The following is a 24,223-nucleotide window of genomic DNA, read 5'->3' as shown; positions in this document are numbered from 1 at the left end:
CCGGTCCGTCGGCGTGAACGAAAAACGCCGGACCGGGCGGGGCGGAAGGGAGCGCTGACGATCTTCCGCCCCGCGTCCGGCCGCCGCAACCAGTGCGGGACCGGCGCCGGCGTCTCGCCCGCAGCCCGCCGTGACAACCCGCAATGCCGCGCCCACTGCCGCGGCGCCCGCCCCCGCCGCTCCGGCCCGGGAGACTCTCGCGGCTCACTCCCGGCCGAACAGGCGGTCCAGGCCGCGGCTGATCTCGCGGGACGCTTTCTCCTCAAGGCGGTCCCGCTCCCGCTCCACCGCGCTGTCGAGCGCCCCGCGGGCGGCGGCGTCGGCGAGGCGGGCCACGTCGATGCGGGGGGCGTCCAGCGAACCGCCGATCGGCACCGTCGCCCGACGACCGCCCAGGTCCCCGCCGAGCGGGATCTCCGCCCGCAGGTCGAGGGTCCCGTCCAGCCCGACCGAGCCGCCGGTCGTCACCTCCACGGAACCGCTGCGGGCGAGGAGGTTCTGGTGATAGACCCGCCCGCCGGAGAGCCGGAACGGCGTCGACTGGGCCGGCAGCCGCACGCGGACGTCCCGTAGATCGCCGCCGACCGAGCCGCGGAGCAGGGCGCTGGCGTTGCGCACCGCCCCCAGCAGGCCGTCGGCGACCGGGCCGGCGGTGAAGTCGGCCCGTTCCACGACCAGCCGCCCGCCGGCCCCCGCCCGCCGCAGGTCGCCGGCGAGCAGGTCCGACAGCGGAACCGCGGCGCCGTCGAGGTCCACGTCGAACGCGCCGTCCGCCTGCACGGCGCCGGCCGCCAGCGGGCTCACCAGGCCCAGCCACCCGCGGGTCGCCTCCGGCGTGAACCGCACGCCGGACAGGATGCGGCCCGCCGGCAGCCGCACCGCGGCCTCGCGGCCGGTGAGGTCGATCGTCGGCGTGGTCCGCAGCCGCCCGATCGCGGACCGCGGCCCCGAACCGCCGGCCCCGGTCCCGCCGTCGGCGAGCGGCACGAGCGGCCAGTCGATCCCGTCGATCCGCACCCGCCCCCCGCCCAGCGTGGCGACCAACGCCCCCTGACCGAAGGAGAACCCGCCCCCGCGGAGTTCGTCCCAACCCAGCCCCGCCCGGCCGGACAGCTCCGCCGGAGACGCCAGCGGCCCGCGGAGCGTGAACGGGCGATCGCTCGTTCCCGTCAGCGTCGCCCCGGCCTCCGCCGTCCCCAGCCGCGGTCCCAGCGTCGCCCAGTCCACCGCCAACCGACCGGAGAGGTCCGCGTGCATCGTCCCGAACAGGTCCCGCACCACGCCGTCGGCGGTCAACGACGCCCCCCCCGCGGTCGCCGCCAGCGGCCCGAGGTGCAGCGCGTCGCTCCCCGCGGCCGTCGCCCCGGCATCGTACCGGACCGCCCCGGCGAGGGTCGCCGACGGCTCCCGCCACGCCGCGACCCACGCCGATCCCGGGGCCGACCGCGGGTCCGGCGGGGTGAGGATCGTGAGGTCGGCGAGGGCGACGGTCCCGGCGAACCCGGCTCCCGCAAAGCCCGCGGGGCCGAACTCCGCCGTGCCGGCCCCCTGGGCGGTGAACCGCCCCTCCGGCCGCACGCCGGCGACGTCGGCGGCGGGGAACCAGGCCCACAGCCGGCCCGAGTCGCCGCGAGCGGTGAGTTCCGCCGTCAGCGCCGGGGCGGCGGCGGGGTCGAACCGCACCCGCTCCGCCTCGACGGAAAGCGCGTCGCCGACCCACTCAAACGTCCCGGCGAAGGTTCCGGCGGCGGGATTGAGCGTGCCGCGGATCTCCAGCGTCGCCACCGACTCCCGCAGCCGCAGGCCGGGGGCGTCGAGAATCAGCCGTCGCAACTCCGCCTTCCCGTCCTCCACCGCCCACCCAGCGCCCGCCGGCCGCAACGCCGCAGACGCCCGCAGACCGCCATTCAGGGAGTCAATGGGGAGACTCACGGCCGCTCCAACTCGACGCGTGAGAGTCGACAACTCTCCATCAAGAGTCAGCGAGAGTCCTTCGGCGTCCTTCGGCGTGATCGACAACACGTCCGCTCCGGACTCCGCCCGCCCCCCGACGAAGGCGGTCGACCAGCGCCCGGCGTCGTCGCGGAGGAGGTCCACGCCGACCTTCACCGTCACCTCTTCTTCCCGCACCGGGGCGCCGGCGGGGGGAGCGAAGCGGATTTCCCGGCCGACGCCCCCGGCCCGCACGGCGAAGCGGTCCGCGGCGGCGCGGCGGACCTGCACCGTGCCGTCCATCGACCCCGCCCAGCGGCCGCCGAGGTTCAGCAGGCGGCCGAAGGTGCGGTCGAACGCGGCGAGGTCGACGGACACGTCCGCCGTTAGTTCCTCCGCGGTCCCGCGGCCGACCGCGGCGAGGCCGTCGGTCCGGGCGACCAGCCGCTCAACGGCGATGGGCCCCGCGTCCTCCCGGACGGCGTCCAACTGGGCGGAGATCGGGCCGTCCGGGGCGATCCGCTCGCCCCCCGGCAGCACGGCCCGGAGGTTTTCCAGGTCGGCCGACGCGGCGATCCGGCGGGCGCGGGGCCGGTCGCCCGCGGCCGTGGTCAGGGAGAGGTTCAGCGCGCCGCCCTCGACCGTCGCCCCCTCCGCCAGCCCCAGGACGCCCGGGAGTTGCGCGGCCAACGCGGCGACGTCGATCCGCCCGCGGAGGGTGCGGTCGGCCTCGAGCCACGCCGCCGGGTCGGCCGGCAGAGCCGTCGGCAGCGGGCCGTCGGCGGACAGATCGCCCAGATCGGAGCGGAAGGTCAGCCGGTCGGCCCGCAGGTCCGCCCCGGCGCCGTCGAACCGGCCGGATAGTCCGCCGGAGAGCCTCGCGGAGGCCAGCCGCAGCCGATCGCCCGCGGGCCAGTCGCCCCGGCGAGCCGTCAGGCGATCGCCGACCAGCCGCCCCTCGGCGGTCCAGCCGTTCGCGGTCAGGTCCCCGGTCAAATCTCCGGAGAGCGCCCCGTCCAGCGCCCAGGGAGCGGCGTCCGCGGCGAAGCGGCTCTGCAACGGGGCCGCGGCGGTGAGGGGCACGCCGTCCGCCCGCAACGCCCAACGGTTCGCCCCGGCGCCGGTGGCCGCCCGACCGTTCGCCGACGTCCCCGCGGCGGCGGCCAGCGTCGCCGCGACCGTGCCGGACCGTTCGCCGTCGCCCCAGGTTCCGTCGATCTCCGCCCGGTTCGGCAGGGACGCCCCCGCCGACCGCCGGACGGCGCCGCGGAGGTTCCGCCCCTCCAGCCGACGGCCGGAGGCGTCGAGAACCGTCACGGCCCCGGCCTTCACCGCCACGGCGAACCCGGGCGGCGTCGCGGAGGCCTCGCCGGCCAACAGCGGCGCGAGCGCGTCCTCCAAGTCGCTGCCGCCCGGCCGCACGCGGACCCGCAGTCGCGGCTCCTCCAGCGTGATCCGGCCGTAATCGACCGGCTCCCCGCCGGGGAACAGGGCGGCGGAGAGCAGGGCGTGCAGCGGCCGCTCGGTGCGGATCGCGGCGACGCGCAGCAGCGGTTCGTCTCCGCCGGCGGCCTCGCGGGCGGTCACGGTCACGTCCCGCAGCGCGACCGGGGCGAGCCAGGAAAGCTCCGCCCGGCCGACCGTCACGTCGGCGTTCAACTCCGGAAACAGGCGGTGCGCGACTGTGTGCCGCAGGCCGGACCGGGCGACGAAGGCCGGGGCGAACCACAGCCCCGCCGCCAGCAGGGCCGCCCCGACCGCCGCCAACCGCCCCCACCGCAGCCTCCCGCGGGAGCGCCCCGGGGCGGGAGCGGGCGGGGGCGATTCGACGGCGGCGTCGGGAGCGGGCGGCACGGGGCGGGGCCGGTTGCGGGGACCGGGAGCGGGGTCGGCTCCCGGGCGCATCGACCGTTCTTCGGCCGCCGGATCGTGAAAACCCGGTGACTTGCGGATGAAGTCCGCGGCCCCGGCCGGCGGGGCCTGTTGCCGGGGGTCTGCGGCCCGGATAGGGTGACTCCGACCCGAACGGCCCGAAACTTGCCCCGCGCGGCGACGGTTCGGTTGCCAACGCTCGCAGCGCCCGCACCCCCGGGCGTCCGGGTGCCTGGCGGCCGGGACGCGACGCGAACGGTCCGGGAGCGAACTTTTCGGAGACGTGGCGGTCTGACTCGTGATTGCTTCGCCCCGTCCCCCGTTGAACGCCGGTTGATCAACCGGCGTTCGACGTCGACCGAAAGAGCTTCCCGATGACCGCCGTCGCGGCCCTCTCCCGACCCACCCTCGTGCTGAACCGGAACTGGCAGCCGGTCGGGGTGGCGAACGTGGCCCGCGCGCTGGTCCTGCTCTGGAACGACTCGGCCCGCGTGGTCGACCCGGCCGACTACCAACTTTACAGCTGGGAGGATTGGAGCCGCAAAAAGCCGGAGGACGGCGAACCCGTCGTCAAAACCGTGCGGTTCGAATTAAAAGCGCCGGAGGTCATCGCCCTGACGACCTACGACAAGCTGCACCGGCGCACCGTGCCCTTCACCCGGCGGAATTTATTCCGGCGGGACCGGCACGCCTGCCAGTACTGCGGCGTGAAGCCGGGCGGGAACGAACTGACGATCGACCACGTGCTGCCCCGCAGCCGCGGCGGCGCCACGAGCTGGGAAAACTGCGTGCTGGCCTGCGTGCGGTGCAACCACCGCAAGGCCGACCGCACCCCCGCCGAGGCCCGCATGACCCTGCCCCGCGAGCCCAAGCGGCCCGCGTGGAACCCGGTTTACAGCGCCCGCAACGTGCGGGTCGAAAGCTGGGAGCGGTTCCTCTCCGAAGCCTACTGGAACGTGGAACTGCTGGGGTCCTGACCCGGTCGGACGGAACCGGAACGCTCTGCCGGTTGCTTGAGCGTCAGGCAACGCCAGCGTCCCGGACCCTTGAAGGGTCCGGGACGCTCCGCGTGCGGGACCATTGCGATAGAATGAGTAAAGCGCAGATTAAATCGCGGCGGCGCGAAGGTTCGTCGTGCAACGGCCGCCGCTCGGGCTCTTTTGAGATCAAACGCGGACCGTTTTCCCGGTCTCCGCGGCCTCGTAGATGGCGGTCAGAATTCGCACGTCGCGGAGGCCTTCGGCGCCGGGGGTCTTCGGTTCGCGGTTCTCGCGGACGGCGGTCGCCATTTCGTCCAGCATCGCGGCGAACTGGTTCGCCTGCGGGATCTCCACGTTGCGGGTCTGGTCGCCGGAGACGATCTCCAGGTTGCGGATGTAATAATCCGTGGCGGGATCAAGGGTGACCTCGCCCTCCTCGCCCTGCACGTGGATGCGTTTATTGCCCGCGACCCGATAGCTGGAGGTGCACGAGGCCACGGCGCCGGAGGGGAAGGTCATCCGCCATTCGACGCCCTCCTCGACGGTCACCTCGGGCCGGTTCGACCGCGGCAGGTAACGGGCGGAGATCTCCGTCGGCTCCTCGCCGAGCAGATAGCGGGCGCCGTTCACGGAATAGATGCCGATGTCGTACAGCGACCCGCCGCAGGCGAGTTCCTTCTTCGCCCGCCACTGATCGCGGACGTCCGACAGGTCGAGGATGCGCCCGTGATCGGAGACGACGATGCGGGGGGCGCCGATCTGCCCCTCCTTCCCGTCGCCGCCGCGGACGGCCGCGATCGCTTCCAGGTTGTACGGGTCGAACTGGGCCCGGTAGGCGATCATCAATTTTTTCCCGGCCCTCTCCCCGGCGGCGATCATCGCCTCGCACTCCTCGGGGGTGCCGGCCATCGGCTTTTCGCACAGCACGTGCTTGCCGGCGGCGAAGGCCCGCTCCGTCCACTCCCGGTGAAAGGCGTTCGGGAGGATAATATAAACGACGTCCACCGCCGGATCGTCCGCGAGGCGGTCGAAGTCGTCGTAGGAATAGACGTGTTCCTTGCCCAGCCCGTAGGCGTCGGCGACGCGGCCGGCCTTCTCCGCATTGCCGGAGACGAGCGCCGACAGTTTGCAGCCGCGGGTGTTCGCCAGGTTCGGGGCGATCTGATTCAGTGCGTAGGCGCCGAGCCCGACGAGGGCGAAGCCGATCCGCTCCGACGGCGGGAGGGGCAGCGGTTGGAGCAATTCCGGCAGGGGGCGGCCGGTCAGCTGCGCGGGGGGCAGGGCGGGGGCGTCGGACATCGGACGGAGCTTGGCGGGGAGGGCGGACGGGACCGCGGCGGCGGCGAGGGCGCCGCCGGCGATCTGACAGAAGCGTCGGCGGGTAGCGGGCATCGGTCGGAGAGGCGTCGGGAGGGGGAATCGTGGCGCCGGACCGGCCGGGCGGGAGCGGGGGACGCCCCGCCCGCCGCCGTCGGGAATCACCCCCGCCGGGATCAATTTCGCGGGAAAGTCGTTCCGCCGCGGCTGGCGTCTCCGGTTCCGCGCCGCCTACGGTGCCCGGCCCCGCGGCCCGCTCCGCCGGCCTTCACCCCGTCTTTTCCGAGAACCACGATGGCGCCCGCCCCCCGCTCAATTCACGTCCTGCTCGCGGGTTTGGCGACCCTCGGCGCCGTCGGACCGGCCGCGGCGGCGGAGCCGGACGAACCGGCGAACGTCGCCCCACTGCGGGTGATGAGCTTTAACATTCGCTACGGCTCCGCCCGGGACGGCGAGAACGCCTGGCCGCACCGCAAAGAGCTGGTCGCGGAGACGATTAAAGCGTTCGCCCCCGACGTGCTGGGCACGCAGGAGACGCTCGCCTTTCAGCGGGACGATTTATTGGAGCGCCTGCCCGGCTACGCCGCGTTCGGCGTCGGTCGCACCGACGGCCAGGACGAAGGCGAGATGATGGCCGTCCTCTATCGCAAAGAACGCCTGGAAAAGCTGGACGGCGGGCACTTCTGGCTCAGCGAGACGCCGGGGGAGGTCGGCAGTCGAAGCTGGGACAGCTCCCTGCCGCGGATGTGCACCTGGCTCAAACTCCGCGACCGGACGCCGGGCGGGGCGGGCGTGTTCTGGTTCTTTAACACCCATTTCGACCATCGCGGGCCGCAGGCCCGGGCGGAGTCGGCTTCGCTCGTCCGGGCGAAAATCGCGGAGATCGCCGGCGACGGGCCGGCGATCCTCACCGGGGACTTCAACGCGGCTCCGGGGAGCGCGCCCTATCAGAACCTGTTCGGCGACGCCGGGGCGGGGGCCTCGCTGCGGGACAGCTATGCCGAGAAATACCCCGACGGCGAACCCGGCGAGGCGGCCGGAACCTTCGGCGGCTTCCGGCGGGAGGAGCGCAGCGACGTGCGGATCGACTGGCTCGCCGTCACGCCGCATTGGACGATCGAGGACGCCGCCATCGACCGCACGCACCGCGACGGCCGCACGCCCTCCGACCACGACCCCGTCACCGCAGTCCTGCGGCGGACCGCGCCGGCCGCGGAGTGAACCGGACCGGCGGACCGGCCGGCCGGCTCAGGAGGCCGTCGCCGTCAGCGGGGGGCGGGCGACGACCGGCCGCTCCTCGACGCGGCGGGGCCGGGGCGAGGGCTCGCGGGGCGGCGGCACGTCCTCGTCCGCGTCGTCCGCTTCGCTTCCGCCGCCCAGCAGGCGGAGGAACGACTCGCGGAGGTCGCGGGTCAGGCTGAACAGCGTCGGGACCAGCACGAGGGTGAACAGCGTGGCCACGATCAATCCGCCGAGCACGACGCTGCCGAGCCCGCGATAAAGTTCGCTGCCGGCGCCGGGGAAGAGGACCAGCGGCAACAGGCCGAGCACCGTGGTCATCGTCGTCATAAAGATCGGCCGAACGCGGGTGCGGACGCTCTCCAGCAGGGCGGGGTTCGGCTCCATCCCCTCCTCCCGCATGTTGTTAAGCGCCTGGTGGACGATCAGGATCGCGTTGTTGACCACCGTGCCGATCAGGATGAAGAACCCCAGCATCGTGAGCACGTCCAGCGGTTGGGCGTAGACGAAGTTCAACGCCCGCAGGCCCAGCACGCCGCCCAGCGCCCCGGGGACCACGGTGCAGATAATCACCAGCGGATAGATCCAGCTTTCGAAGAGGCCGGCCATCAGCAGGTAGGTGATGAGCAGAGCGAGGGCGAGGTTCACCCAGAGGGCCTGCCAGGTTTGCTCCAGCTTGTCGGCGGTGCCGGCGAGGTTAATTCGCATGCCGGGGCCGAGGGCGTTCTCCTCCCGGAGCGGGGCAATCACCTCGTCGCGGATGCGTTCCATCGCCGTCTCCAGCGCCACCGCCGGCGGGGGGGAGACCTCGATGGTGATGCTGCGGACTCGCTCCCGGTGGTTCACCTGCTCCGGGCCGCTGGTAAGCCGCACCTTCGCCAGGGCCTCCAACGGCACCAGCCGGCCCTCCGGGGTGGCGACGGGCAGGGTGCGGAGGTCGTCGGCGCTGCCGACGTAGCGGTCGCGGCCGACGAGCGTCAGGTCGATCTTGTCGCCGCCGACGAAGTAGTCGCCGACGAACGCCCCGTCGATCAGGGCGTCGGCGGTGAACCCGAGGTCCGCCGCCGAGACCTGCATGTCCGCGGCCTGCAACAGTTTCGGTTCGATGTGCACCTCCGGGCTGGAGAGGTCCAAGCTGGGCACGGGGCGAACCTGGGCCTCCGGATAAAGGCCCTTGGTGGCCCCGAGGATGCGGCCGCCGATCGCCACGAGGTCCTCTAATTCCGGGCCGGTGATCTCCACGTCGATCGTCCGGCCGGCGGTCAGGCCGCGTTCGAACAGGCTGGACTGTTTGGCGACGGTGAAGGTGCCCGGCAGCTTGGCGCCGACCTCCTGAACCAGCGGGACGAGTTCGCCCACGCGGGAGGGATCGTCCGCCCGCAGACCCATGAACACCTCCCGGCCGCGGGCGACGAAGAAGAAGTCGCCGATGATCGGGTAATCCAGCGCGGCGGCCTCCGGCGTGCCGGGCTCCGTGTTCCAATAGGGCTTGAGGTCCTCCTCGACCTGCTCGCCCATCTCCATTAATTGGTCGAGGTTATAGCCGGGCGGGGGCATCAGGATGCCGAACACCAGGTTGCGGTTGCCGGTGGGGAGGTATTCGACCTGCGGCACGAGGAACAGGCAGCTCAGCGAGACGCCGAACAGGGCGACGACGGCGACGGCCCGTCGGACGAAGCCGCGTTGCAGCCAGGCGTTCACGCCGACGATCAGCTTCGTCAGCGCCCCGCCGGCCCGCTCGATCGGCCCGACCACGCCGCGGGAGATGCGGGCGCCGTAGGAACGTCGCGGCCCCGCGGCGGCCTCGCGGCGATCCTTCTGGCGGTTGCCGAACAGCCGGGCCGAGGCCGTGGGGATCAACGTCATCGAGACGACCAGCGACAGCGCCACCGCCCCGCTGATCGCCAGGGCGATGTCGCGGAACAGCTGCCCGGCCTCCTCCTGAATGAAGACGATCGGCAGGAACACCGCGACGGTCGTCAGCGTGGAGGAGAGCACCGCCCCCCAAACCTCCTGCGTGCCCCGCACCGCGGCGGTCATGGGCGGCTCGCCGAGTTCGTCGTACCGCCGATAAATGTTTTCCAGCACGACGACCGCGTTGTCGACCAGCATCCCGACCGCGAACGCCAGCCCGGCGAGGCTGACCACGTTCAACGACCGGCCCAGGGCGTCCAACAATAAAAAGGTGCCGACGATACTGGTGGGAATCGCCAACCCGACGACCAGCGCCCCCCGGGCGAACCAGAACCCGGCCCCGACGATGATCGCCAGCGTCAGCGCGAAGTACCACGGGGAGAAGACCGCCGCCGCCAGCCCGGTCAGGGCGATCAGCGGGGCCACGATCAGCGCCCGCACGCCGAGGTGTAAAAAGAGCATCAGCACGATCATCGTCAGCGCCCCGCCGATCACGATGTTCTGCTGGACGAGTTCGACGGCGGAGTAGATATAGTCCGTTTCGTCGTACACCTGCGTGAGTTGCAGGCCGCGTTCCTTCAGGACGCCGTCGTTGAGGGTCGCCACGACCTCCCGCAGACCGTCCATCACGTCCAGCACGTTCGCCCCGGTCTCCCGCTGGGCGTTGATGGCGATGCTCGACTCGCCGAACCGCCGCACCAGGCCGTCCGGTTTTTTATAACCCAGCTTCACCTCCGCCACGTCGCGGAGGTACACCGGCGCCCCGTCGACCACCGCCAGGGGCTGGTCGGCGACCTGCTCCGGGGAGCGGAACTGCCCCAGCGTACGGACCACGTAGCGGCGCTTGCCCTCCCAGAAGTCGCCGGCGGAGACGTCCGCGTTCTGTCCCTGAAGCACCCGCCGCACGTCCGGCAGCGTCAGCCGCCGGGCGGCGAGCTTCTGCGGGTCGACGATCACCTGCAGTTCGTCCTCCAGGCCGCCCCGCACGTTCGCCTGCGACACGCCGGAGACCCGCTCCAGCCGGGCCTCGATCTCGTCCTCGGCGAACCGCTTGAGTTCGGAGACGTTCAACTCCGGCGGCGGCAGCAGGGTTTTCACCGCCTCGTGCTTCTCGGCGAGCAGCCGGAGCCGCAGCATCGCCAGACCCTCGTTGTGGGCCTTGCGGACCTCGGCCAGTCCCTCGGCGAGTTCGGGATGCTCCGCCTCCAGTTCGTCCAACTGCTCCGGCGTGGGCAGCCGGGAGCCGAGGATGAACCAGGCGATCGGGCGGTCGGCGGAGTTCGCCGTGCTGATGACCGGTTTGTCGGCGTCCCGGGGGTACTGCGGGACCTGCTCCAGCCGGCCGATGACGTCGACGACGGCCCGGTCCATCTCCGTGCCGACGCGGAACTCCATCGTGATGCGGGCGCTGGAGTCGGTGCTCTCGGAGGTGAGCTTGGTGACGTTCTCCACGCTCTTTAATTGTTCCTCCTGCTCGACGACGATCTCGCGCTCGATCTCCTGCGGGCTGGCGCCCGGCCAGCGGGTCTCGACGGTGATCGTGGGCGTCTGCACCTCCGGCGTGAGCTGCATCGGCATCCGGGCCAACGCCACGAGGCCGAACATCATCGTCAGCAGCACCCCGACCGCGACTTTGACGGGGTTGGAGACGAGCGCCGCGATGAAGTTCATAGCTGTGTCCGAAGAGCCCCGGGGGGCGGCGTGGAAAATCTAAGCCGGTGCGGTTCAACGTCTGGGCAATCCCGCCCCGGCGGCCGCTCCCGCCGGGGACCCACCCGCGATCCGCGCGTCTCAGCCGCCGTCGCGGGGGGCACGCGGGGTCCAGCGGACGACCGGGTTGCCGCTCCGCGGGGGGATGATGCGTTCGTTGCCGCGGACGACGACCAGGTCGGACTCGGAGAGGTCGCCGATCACCTGAATGGCTTCGCCCTCGGCCACGCCCAGGCGGACAGGGACGGCCCGGGCCTCGCCCCGACGCTCCCCGCCCTCGGAGCCGCTCACGCCGCCCTGGGCCACGGCCCAGACCAGCGGCTGCGGACCGCCGAGCACCAGCGCATCCTTCGGCACCAGCAGGGCGTCCGTCTCGGCGCCGGTCGGCAGGGTGACCCGGGCCAGCATGCCGGCCTTCATGATCGGACCGTCCTCGCTAATGACGTTCTCCACCTTCACCCGCACGGGGAAAGTGCGGGTGCGGGAGTCGCCCTGCGGCACCACGGAGGAAACCGTCCCCAAAAAAGCCCGGTTCGGCAGGGACGGCACCTCCACCCGGGCGGAGATGCCGGGGCGGATGTGGGGGACGTACTCCTCCAGCACGAACGCCTCCACCTCCACCTCGTCCAGGGCGGCGACGGCGGCGACCGGGTCGCCGCTGTTCACCCACTCGCCCTCCTCGGTGTGCTCCTCGATGACGTAGCCGGCGAAGCGGGACTGAATCCGGTACTTTTTGATCTGATCCTTGAGCTTCTCCACGGTCGCCTCCTGCAGCGCCACCCGGGCCTGGGCTTGGGCGATGCGTTCCGGCCGCGGACCGGCCTCGGCGAGTTCGAGGGCGGCGAGAGCCTCCTGATAGGCCTGCTCCGCCTCGATCTGGGCGGCGGCGGCCTCGTCCACGTCGTCCCGCGTCATCGCGGAACTGCGGTCGTACAGCATTTCCACCCGCTTGCGGCGGGTTTCTAAAAACTTTCGCGTGGCGTCGGCGGAGGTCGCCCGGGCCTGCGCCTGACGCAATTCCTCCGGCCGCGTGCCGTTCTCCAACTCCGCCAGTTCCTGACGGGAGAGGTCGAGCTGCGCCTCGGCGGCTTTCAGCTCCAATTCGATCGTGCCGGTGAGCACCTGGGCCAGCGTGGCGCCGGCCTCCACGCGGTCGCCCTGTTCCACGGGGAACTCCACGATCCGGCCGCTCACGGCGCTGCCGACCGTCGCCAGTTTCAGGGGCGTGATTGTGCCGACGAACTCCCGGCCGGAGGCGACCTTCGCCTGCCGGACGGGAACCACGTCCACCAGCGTGGCCGGCGGCGGGGCGGCCGACTGGGCGAGGGCGGACGGGCCGGCGCCGAGCGCCGTCAACGCCAGGACCGTCAGCAGCGAGACGGCCGGAGACCGGACGGGCGAAGGGGAATCGATTTTCACGTGGCGGGCGTCGCAGGCGGACGGGGGCGCTCCGCCAGCGACGCGACGCGTCGGCGTGACAGGGCGGCGGGGGATCGGGCGGCGGCGGGCGACGCGGCGGGCGCCACGCAACGGGGACCGCCGCCCGTCGATCGATCGACGGGCGGTCATGCGATCAGCGGCATTGTCGGCCTCAACGGGCCGCTGTCCAGATCTCCGACGGGTTCACTCGGCGGTCGGCGGGTCGCAGTCGTCCAACGCCAGCAGGGCGAACGCGGTCGCCAAACTCGGATCGCCCTCCATCCAGCGCTCGTTGTCGTTCACCCAGCTGCCGTTGGGCTTCTGCAGGGCGAACAGCCGCTCGGCGAGGTCGCCGCGCCAGTCGTGGGCGGCGCCCGACTCGTCCGTCAGCCGGGCCACGTCCGCCGCGTCCAACGCCTTGCCGAACAACTGGTAGTAGTAATAGAGACCGGCGTCGCCCATGCCCGGGTTCTGCTGGACGGTGTAGTTCTTCCCGATCCAGTCGAGCGCGGCCCTCACCCGCGGGTCGTCCTGGTCGAGCCCGGCGTAGACCATGCTTTTCAGGCCGGCGTAGGTCATGCTGCCGTAGCTCCGCAGGCCGCCCTGCGGGGTGCGGCCGGCGGCGGAGACCTCCGCGACGGGGTTATAGAAGAAGCCGCCGTCGTTTACCGCGGCGGCGGTTTCGCTCCGGTTGTATTCCGACTCCAGGTTCTGGCAGCGGGAAACGAAGGTCAGCGCCTTTTGAATGGCCGGGTCGTCCTCCCCGGCGCCGGCGGCTCGCAGGGCCTCGATCAGGTAAGCGGTGTTGGAGAGGTCCGGCCGGCCGCCGCCCGGGCCGTAGGCGACGCCGCCGTAGGCCACGTCGCCGGACTCCACGCCGTCCTCCTCGTCAAACTGCATGCCCCGGAGGAACGCCTCCGCCTTCTTGACGATCGGGGCGTACTTCTCCGCGTCCGCTTCGGAGAGCACGACGACCGCCACCGACGTTTCGTAGCCGGAGATGCGGCTGTTCGGCGTGGAGATGCGGCCGTCCTCCTGAGCGGCGCCCGCGATCTTCGCCAGCCCGGCGGCGACGGCGGGGTCGTCCTGCGGCAGCCCGGCGGACATCAGCGCCTGCGTCGCTAACGCCGTGATGCCGATCGCGTCCGGCGAGGACCAGCTGCCGTCCTCCGCCTGCGTGGTCTTGAGGAACGCCGCCCCCTTCTCCCGGGCGGCGGCCAGCGCCGCCGGGTCCGGACCGAGCCGTTCCTGGGCGACGGCAAACGACGGCGCCGCCAGGGCGAAGGCCGTCATAACGTGGGCGAGCTTCATCGGGTCGCTTTCGAGGTGGAATCCGCGGTGGTGGGTTCTTCAGGACGAACGGTCCGCCGGCCGGCCGGCGGACCGTTCTCAGTCGTCCGCCGCGGCGGGGGCGGCGTCCGGGGGCGGGGCGGCGGCGTGCTCCTGATAGGCGGTCGCCAGCCCCTGCACGGCGTCGTAGTCCGCGCGGGTCAACTCGGCCCGGACGGCGCCGTCGCGGAGGATCACCACCCGGTCGGCCCAGCAGGCGACCGCCGGTTCGTGGGTGACGACCACGATCGCCCGGCCCTGCGTCCGCGACAGGTCGTGCAACAGGCGGCAGATCGACTGCCCGGTGACGGAGTCCAGACTGCCGGTCGGCTCGTCGGCCAACACCAGCGCCGGGTTCGTGACGAGGGCCCGGGCGATGGCGACCCGCTGCTGCTCGCCGCCGCTGAGGGCGTCCGGGCGGTGGTCGACCCGGTCGGCGAGGCCCATTTCTATCAGCAGGGCGGCGGCCCGCCGGCCGGCGGCGCGGGCGTCGTCGGTCCACAGCGGCAGGCGGACGTTGTCCAGCGCCGTCAGCGTCGGCACGAGGTTGAACGCCTGAAACACCAGCCCGATCCGCCGCCGGCGGAACCGCGTCAGCCGCGGCTCCCGCATCGCGGAGAGTTCCTCGCCCTCCACGAACACCCGCCCGCCGTCCGGCGGGGTCAGCCCGGCGGCGAGGTGCAGCAGGGTACTCTTGCCGGACCCGCTGGCGCCCATCACCGCGACGAACTCCCCCGGCGCCACCGACAGCGACACGTCCGCCAGCGCCTCGACGGCCCGGCCGCCCTGACGGAAGCGTTTCGTCAGCCGTTCCACCCGCAACGGCGTCGCCCCGCCCAGGGGGCGTACGACGGAAGCGGTCGGAGACAACGCGGGCTCGGTCATGGCAGCGGGGCGAGAGGTTGCGGCGGGGGAGGACGTCGCGGCTAGCTCTTCTTCAGCGTCACGGACATCCCGCCGCGGACGACCGTCTCCAGGTTCGGGTCGGTCGTGATCGCCGTCATGAAGGCCGGGTCGGCCATGCGGGGGTTGATGTTGTGGGCGAGGATCGTTCCCCCCGGCCGCAGATGCGGGAGCAGCGTTTTGAGGTAGTCGACGTAGCCCTCCTTGTCCGCGTCGAGGAACGCCATATCGATTCGCCCCTCAAGCTTGGGCAGCTCCTCGTGGGCGTCGCCCTCGACGAGGGTGACGAGGTCCTTCATCCCCGCCCGCTCAAAATTGGCCCGGGCGATCGCGGCCCGACCGGGGTCGATCTCGTAGGTGGTCAACCTGCCGCCGGTCTGTTTCAGAGCCAGGCCGATCCAGATGCCGGACAGGCCGGTCGAGGTTCCCAGCTCGACCACGTGCTGCGCCTCGCAGCAGCGGGCGAAGATGCGGAGCAGCCGGCCGTCGTGCTCCGGCACGTTGCGGAACGCTTGGTTCGCGGCGACGTCGGCGATCACCGCGAGCGCGTTCTTCTCGAACTCGTCCGCGGCGAGCGGTCCCTTTTCGAGCTCCACGTCCCCGGGGGAGCGGCCCTCCCGCCCGCCGCCCGGCGGGCCGCCGCGTTGGGCGTGGGCGACCGCGGCCGTCGCGGCGACCGTGGCGCCGGCCAGGGTGACGGGAAAGGAACGGCGGGGGAGGCGGTTCATGGCGGCGTCTGCGGAGCGGTCCGGGGGCGGCGCCGTCGCCCGGACGGCGGGCGGGAGAAGGGCGCCGTCCGGAGTGATGCGTCAGCCGGCGCCCGCGGGGGCCACGATTTTTCTCACGCCGCGCCCCGGCGCTCCGACGGCCCGCTACTCCAGCCCGGCGAGGGTGCGGAGTCGCAGGGCCTCCAGCCGTTCGTCCAGCTCCGTGAGGTCGGCTCCGACCCGGGCGGCGGCGGCCCGGTGAAAGAGGAGAAACTCCGCCCAGTCGAACCAGGGCACCGACGGCATGCCGTCCGCCCGGTCGGCGGCCTCGGCGAGGTAGTCCTCCATCACCCGCTCCGAGGCGGCGAAGGCTGCCCGGGTTTGCTCGCCGCGGCCGCGGGCGCTGTGGGCGAGGGCCAGCAGCGGGGCGACGAGGCCGTGCCCCCGCCAGCCGCGGTTCGCCCCGGCCTGCTCCAACCGCTCGATCGCCCGATCCAGGTTGCCGGCCCGCAGGTGGGCCCAGCCGGCGATGTACAGCTTCACCCCCCGGGGAATGCGACCGCGGTCGTCGAAGCCGAGCGCCGCATCCTCCGGCGGGGGGGCCTCCACCAGCCGCTCCGCCGCGGCGGCGAGGACGGCGGCTTCCCGCTGCGACAGCGGCCCCGCCAGCCGGCCGCGGAGTTCAGTCTGTTCGTAGATGCCCCCGAGCGGCGCCCCGCCGGCCGCCATCGCCTCGGCGATCGCCCGGTATTCCCGGTGCCGGCCGGTAAGGACGAACAGCTGCGGCACCCCCAGGAACTCCGCCCCGGTCGCCGGAGCCCCCAACGTGCGGGCTTGGGCGAAGTCGGCGGCGGCCCGGTCCCACAGGCCCAGCCGGGCGAAGAAGGCCCCGCGCTCCGCCCAGACGGCGAAGTACCGCGGCTGCACGCGGGCGGCCTGATCGTAGGTCCGCAGCGCCGCGGCCCGGTCCCCGGCGTCCGCCAGCGCCCGGGCCTTGCCCAGCAGTTCGGTCGCCTGCCGGAGCCGTTCGGTGAAGCCCTCCAGTTCATCCCGGCTCCGCCCGGCCTCCGCCTCGGCGAGGCGGGCCTGGGCGAGGGCGGCCCGGGCGACGCTCGCCTGCCAGACGCTCACCCCGGTGCCCACGATCAACGCCGCGGCGACGACCGCCGCCGTGCTCAGCGCGACCGCGTGCCGCCGGGCGAACTTGGAGAACCGGTACCGCCGCGACGGCGGCCGGGCCTCGACCGGCAGGCCCTCCACGAACCGCGTCACGTCCTCCGCCAAGGCGATCGCCGTGGGGTAGCGGCGGCCGCGGTCCTTCTCCAGGGCCTTCATCACGACCCAGTCGAGGTCGCCGCGGAGGGCGGAGGTGAGCCGGGTCGGCTCCAGCCGACGGTTGGCGGCGACGGTGGTGGCCTCGGCGAGCCGCAGCGTTCCCAGCCGGCCGCTGGGCGGGGGCGGCTCCTCCTCGAGCAGGATGCGGCGGAATTCGATCAGCCCGGCCTCCCGCAGCCGGTCGCCGGCGAAGGGGGTGGCGCCGGTCAGCAGTTCGTACAGGAGGACGCCCAGCGAGTAGATGTCGCTGCGGGTGTCGACCTCGCCGCTGGTCATCTCCGCCTGCTCCGGGCTCATGTAGGCCGGGGTGCCCATCATCGCCTTGAAGCCGGTGTAAATCGTGCGGTCCGTCAGCCGGTCCTCCGGCCCCGGACCGACCGCCTTCACGATGCCGAAGTCGATCACCTTCGGCAGCGGCCGGCCGTCCTGCTGGGTGACGAGCACGTTGGACGGCTTGAGGTCCCGGTGCACCACGCCCTTCTGGTGCGCGTGCTGAACCGCCTGGCAGATGGCGACGAACAGGTCGAGCCGCCCCCGCAGGTCGAGCCGGTTCGCGTCGCAGAATTCCGTCAGGGAGACGCCCCGCACCAGCTCCATGGCAAAGTAGGGCAAGCCGTCGTCGGTCACGCCGGCGTCGAACACCCGGGCGATGTTGGGGTGATCCATCATCGCCAGCGCCTGGCGCTCCGCCTCGAAGCGGGCGGCGATCTCGCCGGTCTGCATGCCGGGCCGGATCACCTTCAGCGCCACCCGCCGGCGGACCGGCCGCAGCTGGTCGGCGACGAACACCAGGCCGAAGCCGCCCTCGCCGATTTGCTCCCGCAGCCGGTACGGACCGACGGTCTCCCCGACGCTCCGCTCCCGGGGCAGCAACGCGGCGACGTCCCCCGACGCCCCGCCCAGTTCCCCGCGGAGCCGCGACACGATCGACGCCGGCGGGATCGAACCGGCGGCCGCGGGGCGGTCCCAGGGGCAGTCGTCGCGGTCGTGCTCCCGGAGCAGCCGGAGCACCGCCTCGCGCAGTTCGCCGTCCTCGCCGCAGGCCTCCGCAACGAACGCCGCCCGCTCCGCCGGGCCTTCGATCTCGACCGCCTTGAGGAACAGGGACCGCTCGTCAGCGAACCGCCGCACGGACGACGGCGGTTCGGCGACCCCTTGCGGCTTCACGACGGCGGGGGAGGCAGGGGGGGACGAAACGCCGGGGCGGACTCTTCTCATGCGACGCTTCCGCGCGGGACGGGTCAAGCGCCGCCCGGCCGGCCCGCCACAGATCGTGTCACGGCGGATCGAGCCCGTCCGCGCCCAGTTCCCGCCCCAGCCAGGCGCGGGCGAAGGTCCAGTGCCGCTTGACCGTCCGCGGCGAGACGCCCAACGCGGCGGCGGTCTCCTCCACGCTCAGCCCGGCGAAGTACCGCAGCTTGACCAGCGCGGCGAGGTCCGGGTCCTCCGCGGCGAGCTTCTGCAGGGCGGCGTCCATGTCCAGCAGGCGGTCGGCGTCGTCCGGCTCGACGGACACCTCGCGGAGCTCTTTCCGCTGTCGGTCGCCGCCCCGCTTCAGGCTGCGACGCCGGCGGGCGCTCTCGATGAGGATCCGCCGCATCGCCTCCGCGGCGGCGGCGAAGAAGTGGCCCCGGCCGTCCCAGCCCGGCCCGTTCTCCTCCGACGGCTCGTCCGACCCCGCCGGACCGACCAGTCGCAGGTAGGCCTCGTGGACCAGCGCCGTCGGTTGCAGCGTGTGGCCGGCGACCTCGGACCGCATCCGGCTCTCGGCGAGGCGCCGCAGCTCGGCGTACACCAGCGGCAACAGGTCGGACGCCGCCGCCGCGTCGCCCGCCTCGATCCGCTGCAGCACGGCCGTCACGTCCGACACCCGCGTCCGCTCCTCTCGCTCCAGAACCCACGGCCCCGGCGTGCCCGAGGAAGGGGAAACCGTACCCCCGGCCCACGACCCCCGCAACGGGCGCTCCACGACGGGCTCCCCACGACGGACGGCCCGCGGGGCGGCGGGCGGATCAGCCCCGCGTCCCCGGTGCGGCATGCGTCTGACTGGCGAGCCATTGCCGCACGGCCTCCGCGGCGCCCCGCAGACGCTCGGCCGACTTCCCGGACCGGGGGACCGAATCGTCCTCCAGCATGGTGCTCTCTTTATCCCCGAGATCGGTAGTCGCGTCGGAAAGGTCCGGCTGCTCGCCAAGGCGGACGGCGGCGGGCCGGTGGGGCGGCGGAGGCATCGACGGGACGTGGTTCACGGAGCGACAGAAGGGGGTTTGCCTGGGGAACGGCCTGATGCACGGCCGTCGAGAGAGACGTAGTGCGACACGCGGTGGAACAGTACGGTTCAACCTCTCGCCAGAACCGGAGCGCAACCGGAACGCAGGCCGGCGACTCCGGGCGTGATCCTGCCCTCCCGATCTCAGAACGTCCCATGGCCAGTCAGCACGACGGGTCCGCCGCGGACGGGTCCGGTGGGAACAACCCCAAGCGGGATAAGCCCGAGCGGGACGGGCCCGAGCGGGACGGGCCCGAGCGGGACGGGCCCGAGCGGGACGGGCCGCGGGGCGACGCGACCGGAGGCCGCGTCGACGCCTCGATCCGGGTGGACGGGCCGCGGCTGCGGGAGTTGCGAAAGTCGGTCGGTCTGACGCAGAGTCGGCTGGCGGCCAAGGCGGGATACACGGAGCGGGCCGTCCGCAAGTTGGAGCGGGGCGGCCCGGTGCGGCGGGAGACGCTCGAGGACGTACTCACCGCCCTGAAGGACGCGGGCGCCGCGGCGGCGGGCGACGAGGCGGAGGCGTTCCTGCTCGATCTCCCGCCGGAGGAACTGGCGCGGCGGATGCGGGAATGGTGCCGCCGCGCCTTCGCCGGCCGCGACCTCTCTGCGGTGGACGATCTGATCGCCCCGAACATCACCGGTCAGGCGGAGGGCCAGACCTACCGCGGCCGGGAGGCGATCCGCGCCCGCTACGCCGAACTCCACGCCGCCTTCGACCCGATCGAGCTGTCGATCGACCGGCTGACGATGGACGGCCAAACCGCGGCGATGCAGTGGACCGCCTCGGTGCGGCACGTCGGCCCGTTCCACGGCGTGCCCGCGGAGGGGCGCCGGGCGACCGTTTCGGGCTACTCCTGGGTGCGGTTCGAGAACGGATTGATCGCGGAGTTCCGCGACCACTGGGACGTCCCGTCATTGTTGCGCACGCTGGCGGGCGGCCGGCCGGTGACGCTCGGCGGAGCGACGCCGGCGCCGCCGAACGCCCACGCCGACCCGGAGCGGCTGGCCCGCGCCTGGCTCGAGCGCGCCTTCAACGACCGCGACCCCGACGCCGTCGATCAGTTCATGGCCGAGGACGTCACGTTCTTCGCCGAGGGCGCGACCCGGACCGGCCGCGACGTGATCCGCCGCCGCGTCGCCGCGGTGCTGGAGGGATTCGACCCGCTGCGGCTGACGGTGGAGCGCGTGCTGCGAGACGGGAACGAGGTCCTCGCCCACTGGTCCGTCATCAAGACCCACTCCGGCCGGTTCCTCGACATCGAGCCGACCGGCCGGGTCGTCACGGTGCGGGGCAGTTCCTGGTGCCGTTTCAACGAGGACGGCCTGATCGCGGAGGCCCGGGACCACTGGGACGTCGCCGATCTGATCCGCCAACTGACCGGCGAGTCGCCGCGGCCGCTCTGAGCCGCCGGCCCGCCCCCGGGACAGCGCCCCGACGGCCTCACTCCGATTCCCGTCCGGCCGGCTCCGGTCCGGCGTCCGCCGCCTTCTCGTCGAGCGGCACGTCGCGGAACCGCACGTGACAGGCGGCGCAGTTCGCCGCGATCGTCTCGGCCGCGGCGCCCAGTCCGGCCGGCGGCGCAGCCCCCGGCGCCGCCGCCCAGCCGCGGAGACCGGCTTCCAACGTCCGGGCGGCTTGCTCGGACTCGCGGAGCAGCCGGCGGTACGCCTCGGGTTCGGCCCGCGTCTCCTCGGTCCGCAGCAGTTCGGTGAAGCGCTCGCGGAGCAGCAGGGCCTCGTGGGCCGGGTCGAGGTCCGGGTGATCCGGCGGGGTCCGCCAGCCGGCCGCTTCGATCGCCTGCAGGTGGGCGTGGGTGTGTTCGAGGGCGATCATCGCCTCGGCGGTGGGCGGGATCTCCGCCTTCTCCGGGAACTCGACGGCCAGCTCCTCCAGGAAGGCGCGATCCAGCGGCCGGACCCGTTCCGCGGAGCGGTACAGCCCGCGGTACTTTGGGCTGGTCCCGGCGAGCTTCAGGAGCGGCACGGCGTCCTCCGGGGGAATCAGCCCGGCGGCCACGCAGGCGGTCGCCGCCGCCGCCGGGCTGCGGTGCTTGCCGTGGTGGCAGTGAATGTAGACCGGCCCCTCCAACTCCGAGACCGCCTTGGCCAGTGCGTTCACGCGGTCGGCGGGAACGCCGTCGTAGCCGTGGGGCAGGTGGACGTACCGGAGCCCGAATTGGCCGGCGGTCTCCAGGTCCGGGGTCATCCCGTCGACGCTGATCACCGTCCGCACGCCCAAATCGCGGAGTTCCCGGAACGCCGCCTCCCCCTCGGGCAGCCCGCCGGAGATCACCCGCGGATGCACCCGCACCGGATTCGGCAGATGCTCCGCCTCCAGTTTCTCCGGGGCCGGCGGGCGGGCCGCGTCGGCCGGGGGCTCTCCCGCGGCGAGAAGCGCCGCGGCCAGAAACGCCAGCCCCGCCGAAGCGAACAGGAGGTGGCGCATCAGGCGACGACCGGACGGGGGACCGAATTCGGGACGACTGGATTCGAACCAGCGACTCCCTGCTCCCAAAGCAGGTACTCTACCAGGCTGAGCTACGTCCCGGGACGTGCGAGGATGGTACCTCCCGCCGTCGGACCCGTCGATGGGCCGCCGGTTCGGTACGAGTCGGCGCCCGTTCTCGAGTCGTCGCCCGGCGTCCCCCTACGAAACGCTCCGGGGCGATCGGTGAGATCGCCCCGGAGCCTGTTTGTCAGTCGTTCGACCGCCCGCTCGGTCACGCCGCCCGCAGGCGCTTCAGCAGGGCTTCGAAGGCGTCGTTGTCGGCGAAGCTCAGCCGGATCTGGCCGCTCTCCTTGCCCCGCAGCACGATGTCCACCGGGCAGCCGAAGTGGTCCTTCAGGCCGTCGCGGACGCTTTCCAGGTGCGGGGTGAGGGCCTTGTCGTCGGCCGGCGGGGCCTCGGATTGCTCGGCGTCGCACTGGCCGGCGTCGAACACCTTCAGGCCGGGCTCGGCAGGGGGGGCGTCCTCCAGCGAGGGCATCTCCTGGAACAGCTTCTCCCCCTCGCCCGCGGCGGCCGGTTCCTCGGCGGGGGCGATGCTGCCGGCGATGGCCTCGGGGCCGGCTTCCTCGTCGCCGTCCGTGTCGTCCACGTGCACCGGGGCGGTCAGGCCGGCGGCCTCGGCGTCGGCGGCGGCGGTCGCCTTGTCCCGCTCGAAGGCCTGGTCGCGGCACATCTTCTCCGCGGCCCGCACGCTCAGGCCGCCGTCGATCACCAGTTCCAGCGCGGCGACCTGATCGGCTCCGGACAGCGCCAGCAAGGCCCGGGCGTGGCCGGCGGTGATCTTGTCGGCCCGCAGGGCCTCGGCGACGACCGGCTCCAGATCGAGCAGCCGGAGCAGGTTGGAGACCGCCGGCCGGCTGATCGACAGGCTCTTCGCCAACGCCTCGACGGTCCCGCCGAAGCGGTCCAGGTAGTCGCGGAACGCCTTCGCCTTCTCCAGCGGGTGCAGGTCCTTCCGCTTGATGTTCTCCTCGATCGCCGCCTCGCACACCTCTTTGTCGCCCAGCGACAGCACGCGGCAGGGGACGGTCTCCAGCCCGGCCCGCTTGGCGGCCATCAGGCGGCGTTCGCCGGCGATCAGCTGGTACTCGCCGTTCACCTCCCGGACGAGCAACGGCTGGAGCACGCCGTGCCGGGTGATGCTCTCGGCGAGTTCCTTCAGCTCCGGCTCGGCGAAGTCCTGCCGGGGCTGAAACGGGTTGCGTTCGATCAGCTCCACGCTGATGGCGCCGCCGTCGGCGTCCTGCGGCGGAGCTTCGGCGGGGGCCGCGGCCGGCTCGCGGTGGCCGCCCAGCAGGGCGTTCAAACCGCGGCCCAGACGGCGACCGCCCTGCTGGCCCCCAAGGTGGGACTGCTGCGGGGCGTCGTCGGGGCGATGCAGCCGAGCGGGTTGAGCGGACATAACGGCAGGATTTCCGGAGGCGACCTGTGGAAGAGGCGTCGTTCCGTTCGCCCCCGGTTGCCGGGGAGCCCGGTCGGCGGAAACCGGGCCGGCGGCGGGCCGGGGGCGAATGCGAAGACGTACCGGTCGCATCGGTCGTCGCGGTCGCGCCGGTTCAGCCCGGGGGCCGCTCGTTCGGGCGCGGGGGTCTCGCGCGAAACGTCCCGGCCCCGGCGGGAGGCATGGCTCCGGCTTGCGCCGCCGCCTAGGATGCCGAACGCTTCTCGTTTCCCCGATTTCGACCCCGCGCCCGATGGCCGACGCCGCCGCCAATCCGAACCTGCTTCTCCGCGAGGCGAACAAGCAGAAGGCCGCCGGCGATCTGGAGGGGGCCGTCGCCACGCTCGAGCAACTCGTCGAGCAGGTCCCGACGCACGTCGCCGCGCACGTGGCCCTCTCCACCTACCTCGAACGGCTGGGGCGGAAGGAGGAGGCGCTGGAGCACGCCAAGAAGGTGCCGGAACTCGAACCGGACGACGCCTTCAGCTACACGCACCTGTCGGTGATCTGTCAACGGTGCGGGTTGATCCCGGAGGCGGAGGACGCGATGGCGAAGGCCCGCATGATCCAGATGCGCGGCTGACCGTGCCGGCGTTCCCGCACGCCCCCGGCCCGGGGCCGGCCCCGCCGAACGAACCCCCGGGCCGCGACGGCCGCGGCCCCGACGGCGCCCCCGACCGCGAACCGCCGCCGCAGTGGGCGCTGCGGACGCTCGACCGCCTCGGCTGGCGCTGGTGGCTGGTCACCGCGGCGCTGCTGCCGCTGGTCGCCGGCGGGACGGCCTTCGGGCTGAGCGTCGCCGGGATGACGAATCTCGTCCGGGCCGGCCTGCCGCCGGCGGAGCTGTTCACCGCGGAGATCCCCCGGGCGGTCGCCCTCTGCCTGTGGCCGGGCGCGGCGGCCTGCGGGCTGGTGGTCCTCACCGCCCCCGCCCGGAGCGCCCGACCGTTCGCCGTGCTGTGCGCCGCCGCAGCCGCCGCCCTCGCCCTGCGAGCCGGCGCCGTCGACCTCACCATGACCTTGCAGGGCCGCGGCGAGGGGGCGGCGGGGTTCTACGACGTCTGGCCGCTGCCGGCGGTCCTCGGTCTGCTCGCCTTTATCCTCTGGCAGGAGCGCCGCCACGGCCGGCACACCGTGCGGGAGGACGGGGAGGACGGCCCGCCTCTGCGGTTGTGGACGCCGGACGAGTAAGCGAAGCCATCCCCCTCTCCCCTCTCCCTTGAGGGAGAGGGGCCGGGGGTGAGGATGGGCGAACGGTTCACCAACCCCCGCTCTCTGCGGTGACGAACTGTCCGTCGGGAGAGCGGGACGAACCGTGAATAGCGTCCGGGCGCCGCTCCCCCC

At 73.0% G+C, this 24,223-nt stretch carries 17 protein-coding genes and 1 tRNA gene; 5 read left to right on the top strand and 13 right to left on the bottom strand.

The genetic code is table 11. The features are described from left to right. Positions 1-204: 204 nt before the first annotated feature. Entirely contained in the window at positions 205-3,786 is a 3,582-nt protein-coding gene (locus ACG2DA_RS10000; protein ID WP_395255457.1) for a hypothetical protein, read from the bottom strand. 392 nt (positions 3,787-4,178) lie between these two features. Here ACG2DA_RS10000 and ACG2DA_RS09995 point away from each other — a divergent pair, with 392 nt between their 5' ends. Then, a complete protein-coding gene (locus ACG2DA_RS09995) occupies positions 4,179-4,781 on the top strand; it encodes an HNH endonuclease (protein WP_395255456.1) in 603 nt (200 codons plus the stop codon). A 189-nt stretch (positions 4,782-4,970) separates the two neighbouring features. Here ACG2DA_RS09995 and ACG2DA_RS09990 read toward each other — a convergent pair whose 3' ends face one another. Next, a complete protein-coding gene (locus tag ACG2DA_RS09990; RefSeq protein WP_395255455.1) occupies positions 4,971-6,176 on the bottom strand; it encodes a Gfo/Idh/MocA family protein in 1,206 nt (401 codons plus the stop codon). A 219-nt stretch (positions 6,177-6,395) separates the two neighbouring features. On the opposite strand from ACG2DA_RS09990, the gene ACG2DA_RS09985 reads away from it, so the two are divergent. Further along, positions 6,396-7,322 (top strand): endonuclease/exonuclease/phosphatase family protein, encoded by a 927-nt coding sequence (locus tag ACG2DA_RS09985; protein WP_395255454.1) that lies wholly within the window; start codon positions 6,396-6,398, stop codon positions 7,320-7,322. Between the two features lie 27 nt (positions 7,323-7,349). Here the strand turns inward: ACG2DA_RS09985 and ACG2DA_RS09980 are convergent, their stop codons facing one another. The 8 genes from ACG2DA_RS09980 to ACG2DA_RS09945 form a co-directional block, all read right to left on the bottom strand. Further along, entirely contained in the window at positions 7,350-10,925 is a 3,576-nt protein-coding gene (locus ACG2DA_RS09980) for an efflux RND transporter permease subunit (RefSeq protein WP_395255453.1), read from the bottom strand. Between the two features lie 120 nt (positions 10,926-11,045). After that, complete coding sequence (locus ACG2DA_RS09975) at positions 11,046-12,383, bottom strand: efflux RND transporter periplasmic adaptor subunit (RefSeq protein ID WP_395255452.1); 1,338 nt, start codon at positions 12,381-12,383, stop codon at positions 11,046-11,048. Positions 12,384-12,587: 204 nt separating this feature from the next. After that, positions 12,588-13,694, bottom strand: a complete 1,107-nt coding sequence (locus ACG2DA_RS09970) for a prenyltransferase/squalene oxidase repeat-containing protein (protein ID WP_395255451.1) — start codon at positions 13,692-13,694, stop codon at positions 12,588-12,590. Between the two features lie 78 nt (positions 13,695-13,772). Next, a complete protein-coding gene (locus tag ACG2DA_RS09965) occupies positions 13,773-14,597 on the bottom strand; it encodes an ABC transporter ATP-binding protein (protein ID WP_395255450.1) in 825 nt (274 codons plus the stop codon). Between the two features lie 41 nt (positions 14,598-14,638). Beyond that, complete coding sequence (locus ACG2DA_RS09960) at positions 14,639-15,343, bottom strand: O-methyltransferase (RefSeq protein WP_395255448.1); 705 nt, start codon at positions 15,341-15,343, stop codon at positions 14,639-14,641. Positions 15,344-15,487: 144 nt separating this feature from the next. Then, the gene (locus ACG2DA_RS09955) at positions 15,488-17,824 is read right to left on the bottom strand and encodes a protein kinase (protein ID WP_395255447.1); all 2,337 of its coding nucleotides are present in this window, start codon (positions 17,822-17,824) and stop codon (positions 15,488-15,490) included. Between the two features lie 109 nt (positions 17,825-17,933). After that, positions 17,934-18,527 (bottom strand): sigma-70 family RNA polymerase sigma factor, encoded by a 594-nt coding sequence (locus ACG2DA_RS09950; RefSeq protein ID WP_395255445.1) that lies wholly within the window; start codon positions 18,525-18,527, stop codon positions 17,934-17,936. Between the two features lie 142 nt (positions 18,528-18,669). Continuing rightward, positions 18,670-18,888: a hypothetical protein gene (locus ACG2DA_RS09945; RefSeq protein WP_395255443.1), complete on the bottom strand. Its 219-nt coding sequence runs from the start codon at positions 18,886-18,888 to the stop codon at positions 18,670-18,672. A 194-nt stretch (positions 18,889-19,082) separates the two neighbouring features. Between ACG2DA_RS09945 and ACG2DA_RS09940 the strand changes: the two genes are divergently transcribed. Beyond that, positions 19,083-20,333: an ester cyclase gene (locus ACG2DA_RS09940; RefSeq protein ID WP_395255442.1), complete on the top strand. Its 1,251-nt coding sequence runs from the start codon at positions 19,083-19,085 to the stop codon at positions 20,331-20,333. Between the two features lie 37 nt (positions 20,334-20,370). Here the strand turns inward: ACG2DA_RS09940 and ACG2DA_RS09935 are convergent, their stop codons facing one another. From ACG2DA_RS09935 to ACG2DA_RS09925, 3 genes are all read right to left on the bottom strand, one after another. After that, on the bottom strand, positions 20,371-21,375 hold the full coding sequence (locus ACG2DA_RS09935) for a hypothetical protein (protein ID WP_395255441.1): 1,005 nt from the start codon (positions 21,373-21,375) through the stop codon (positions 20,371-20,373). Positions 21,376-21,403: 28 nt separating this feature from the next. Further along, positions 21,404-21,477, bottom strand: a tRNA-Pro gene (locus ACG2DA_RS09930). A gap of 172 nt (positions 21,478-21,649) precedes the next feature. After that, the gene (locus ACG2DA_RS09925; RefSeq protein WP_395255440.1) at positions 21,650-22,840 is read right to left on the bottom strand and encodes a ParB/RepB/Spo0J family partition protein; all 1,191 of its coding nucleotides are present in this window, start codon (positions 22,838-22,840) and stop codon (positions 21,650-21,652) included. 292 nt (positions 22,841-23,132) lie between these two features. Here ACG2DA_RS09925 and ACG2DA_RS09920 point away from each other — a divergent pair, with 292 nt between their 5' ends. Next, on the top strand, positions 23,133-23,462 hold the full coding sequence (locus ACG2DA_RS09920; protein ID WP_395255439.1) for a tetratricopeptide repeat protein: 330 nt from the start codon (positions 23,133-23,135) through the stop codon (positions 23,460-23,462). 2 nt (positions 23,463-23,464) lie between these two features. Further along, positions 23,465-24,070: a hypothetical protein gene (locus ACG2DA_RS09915; RefSeq protein ID WP_395255438.1), complete on the top strand. Its 606-nt coding sequence runs from the start codon at positions 23,465-23,467 to the stop codon at positions 24,068-24,070. The last annotated feature ends 153 nt before the right edge of the window (positions 24,071-24,223 follow it).

Origin of the sequence: Alienimonas sp. DA493 (assembly GCF_043951915.1) — a bacterium.
In the GTDB taxonomy this organism is placed as follows: Bacteria; Planctomycetota; Planctomycetia; order Planctomycetales; family Planctomycetaceae; genus Alienimonas.
The sequence above is the reverse complement of the archived record's forward strand: the minus strand, read 5'-3'. Positions and strand labels throughout refer to the sequence as shown.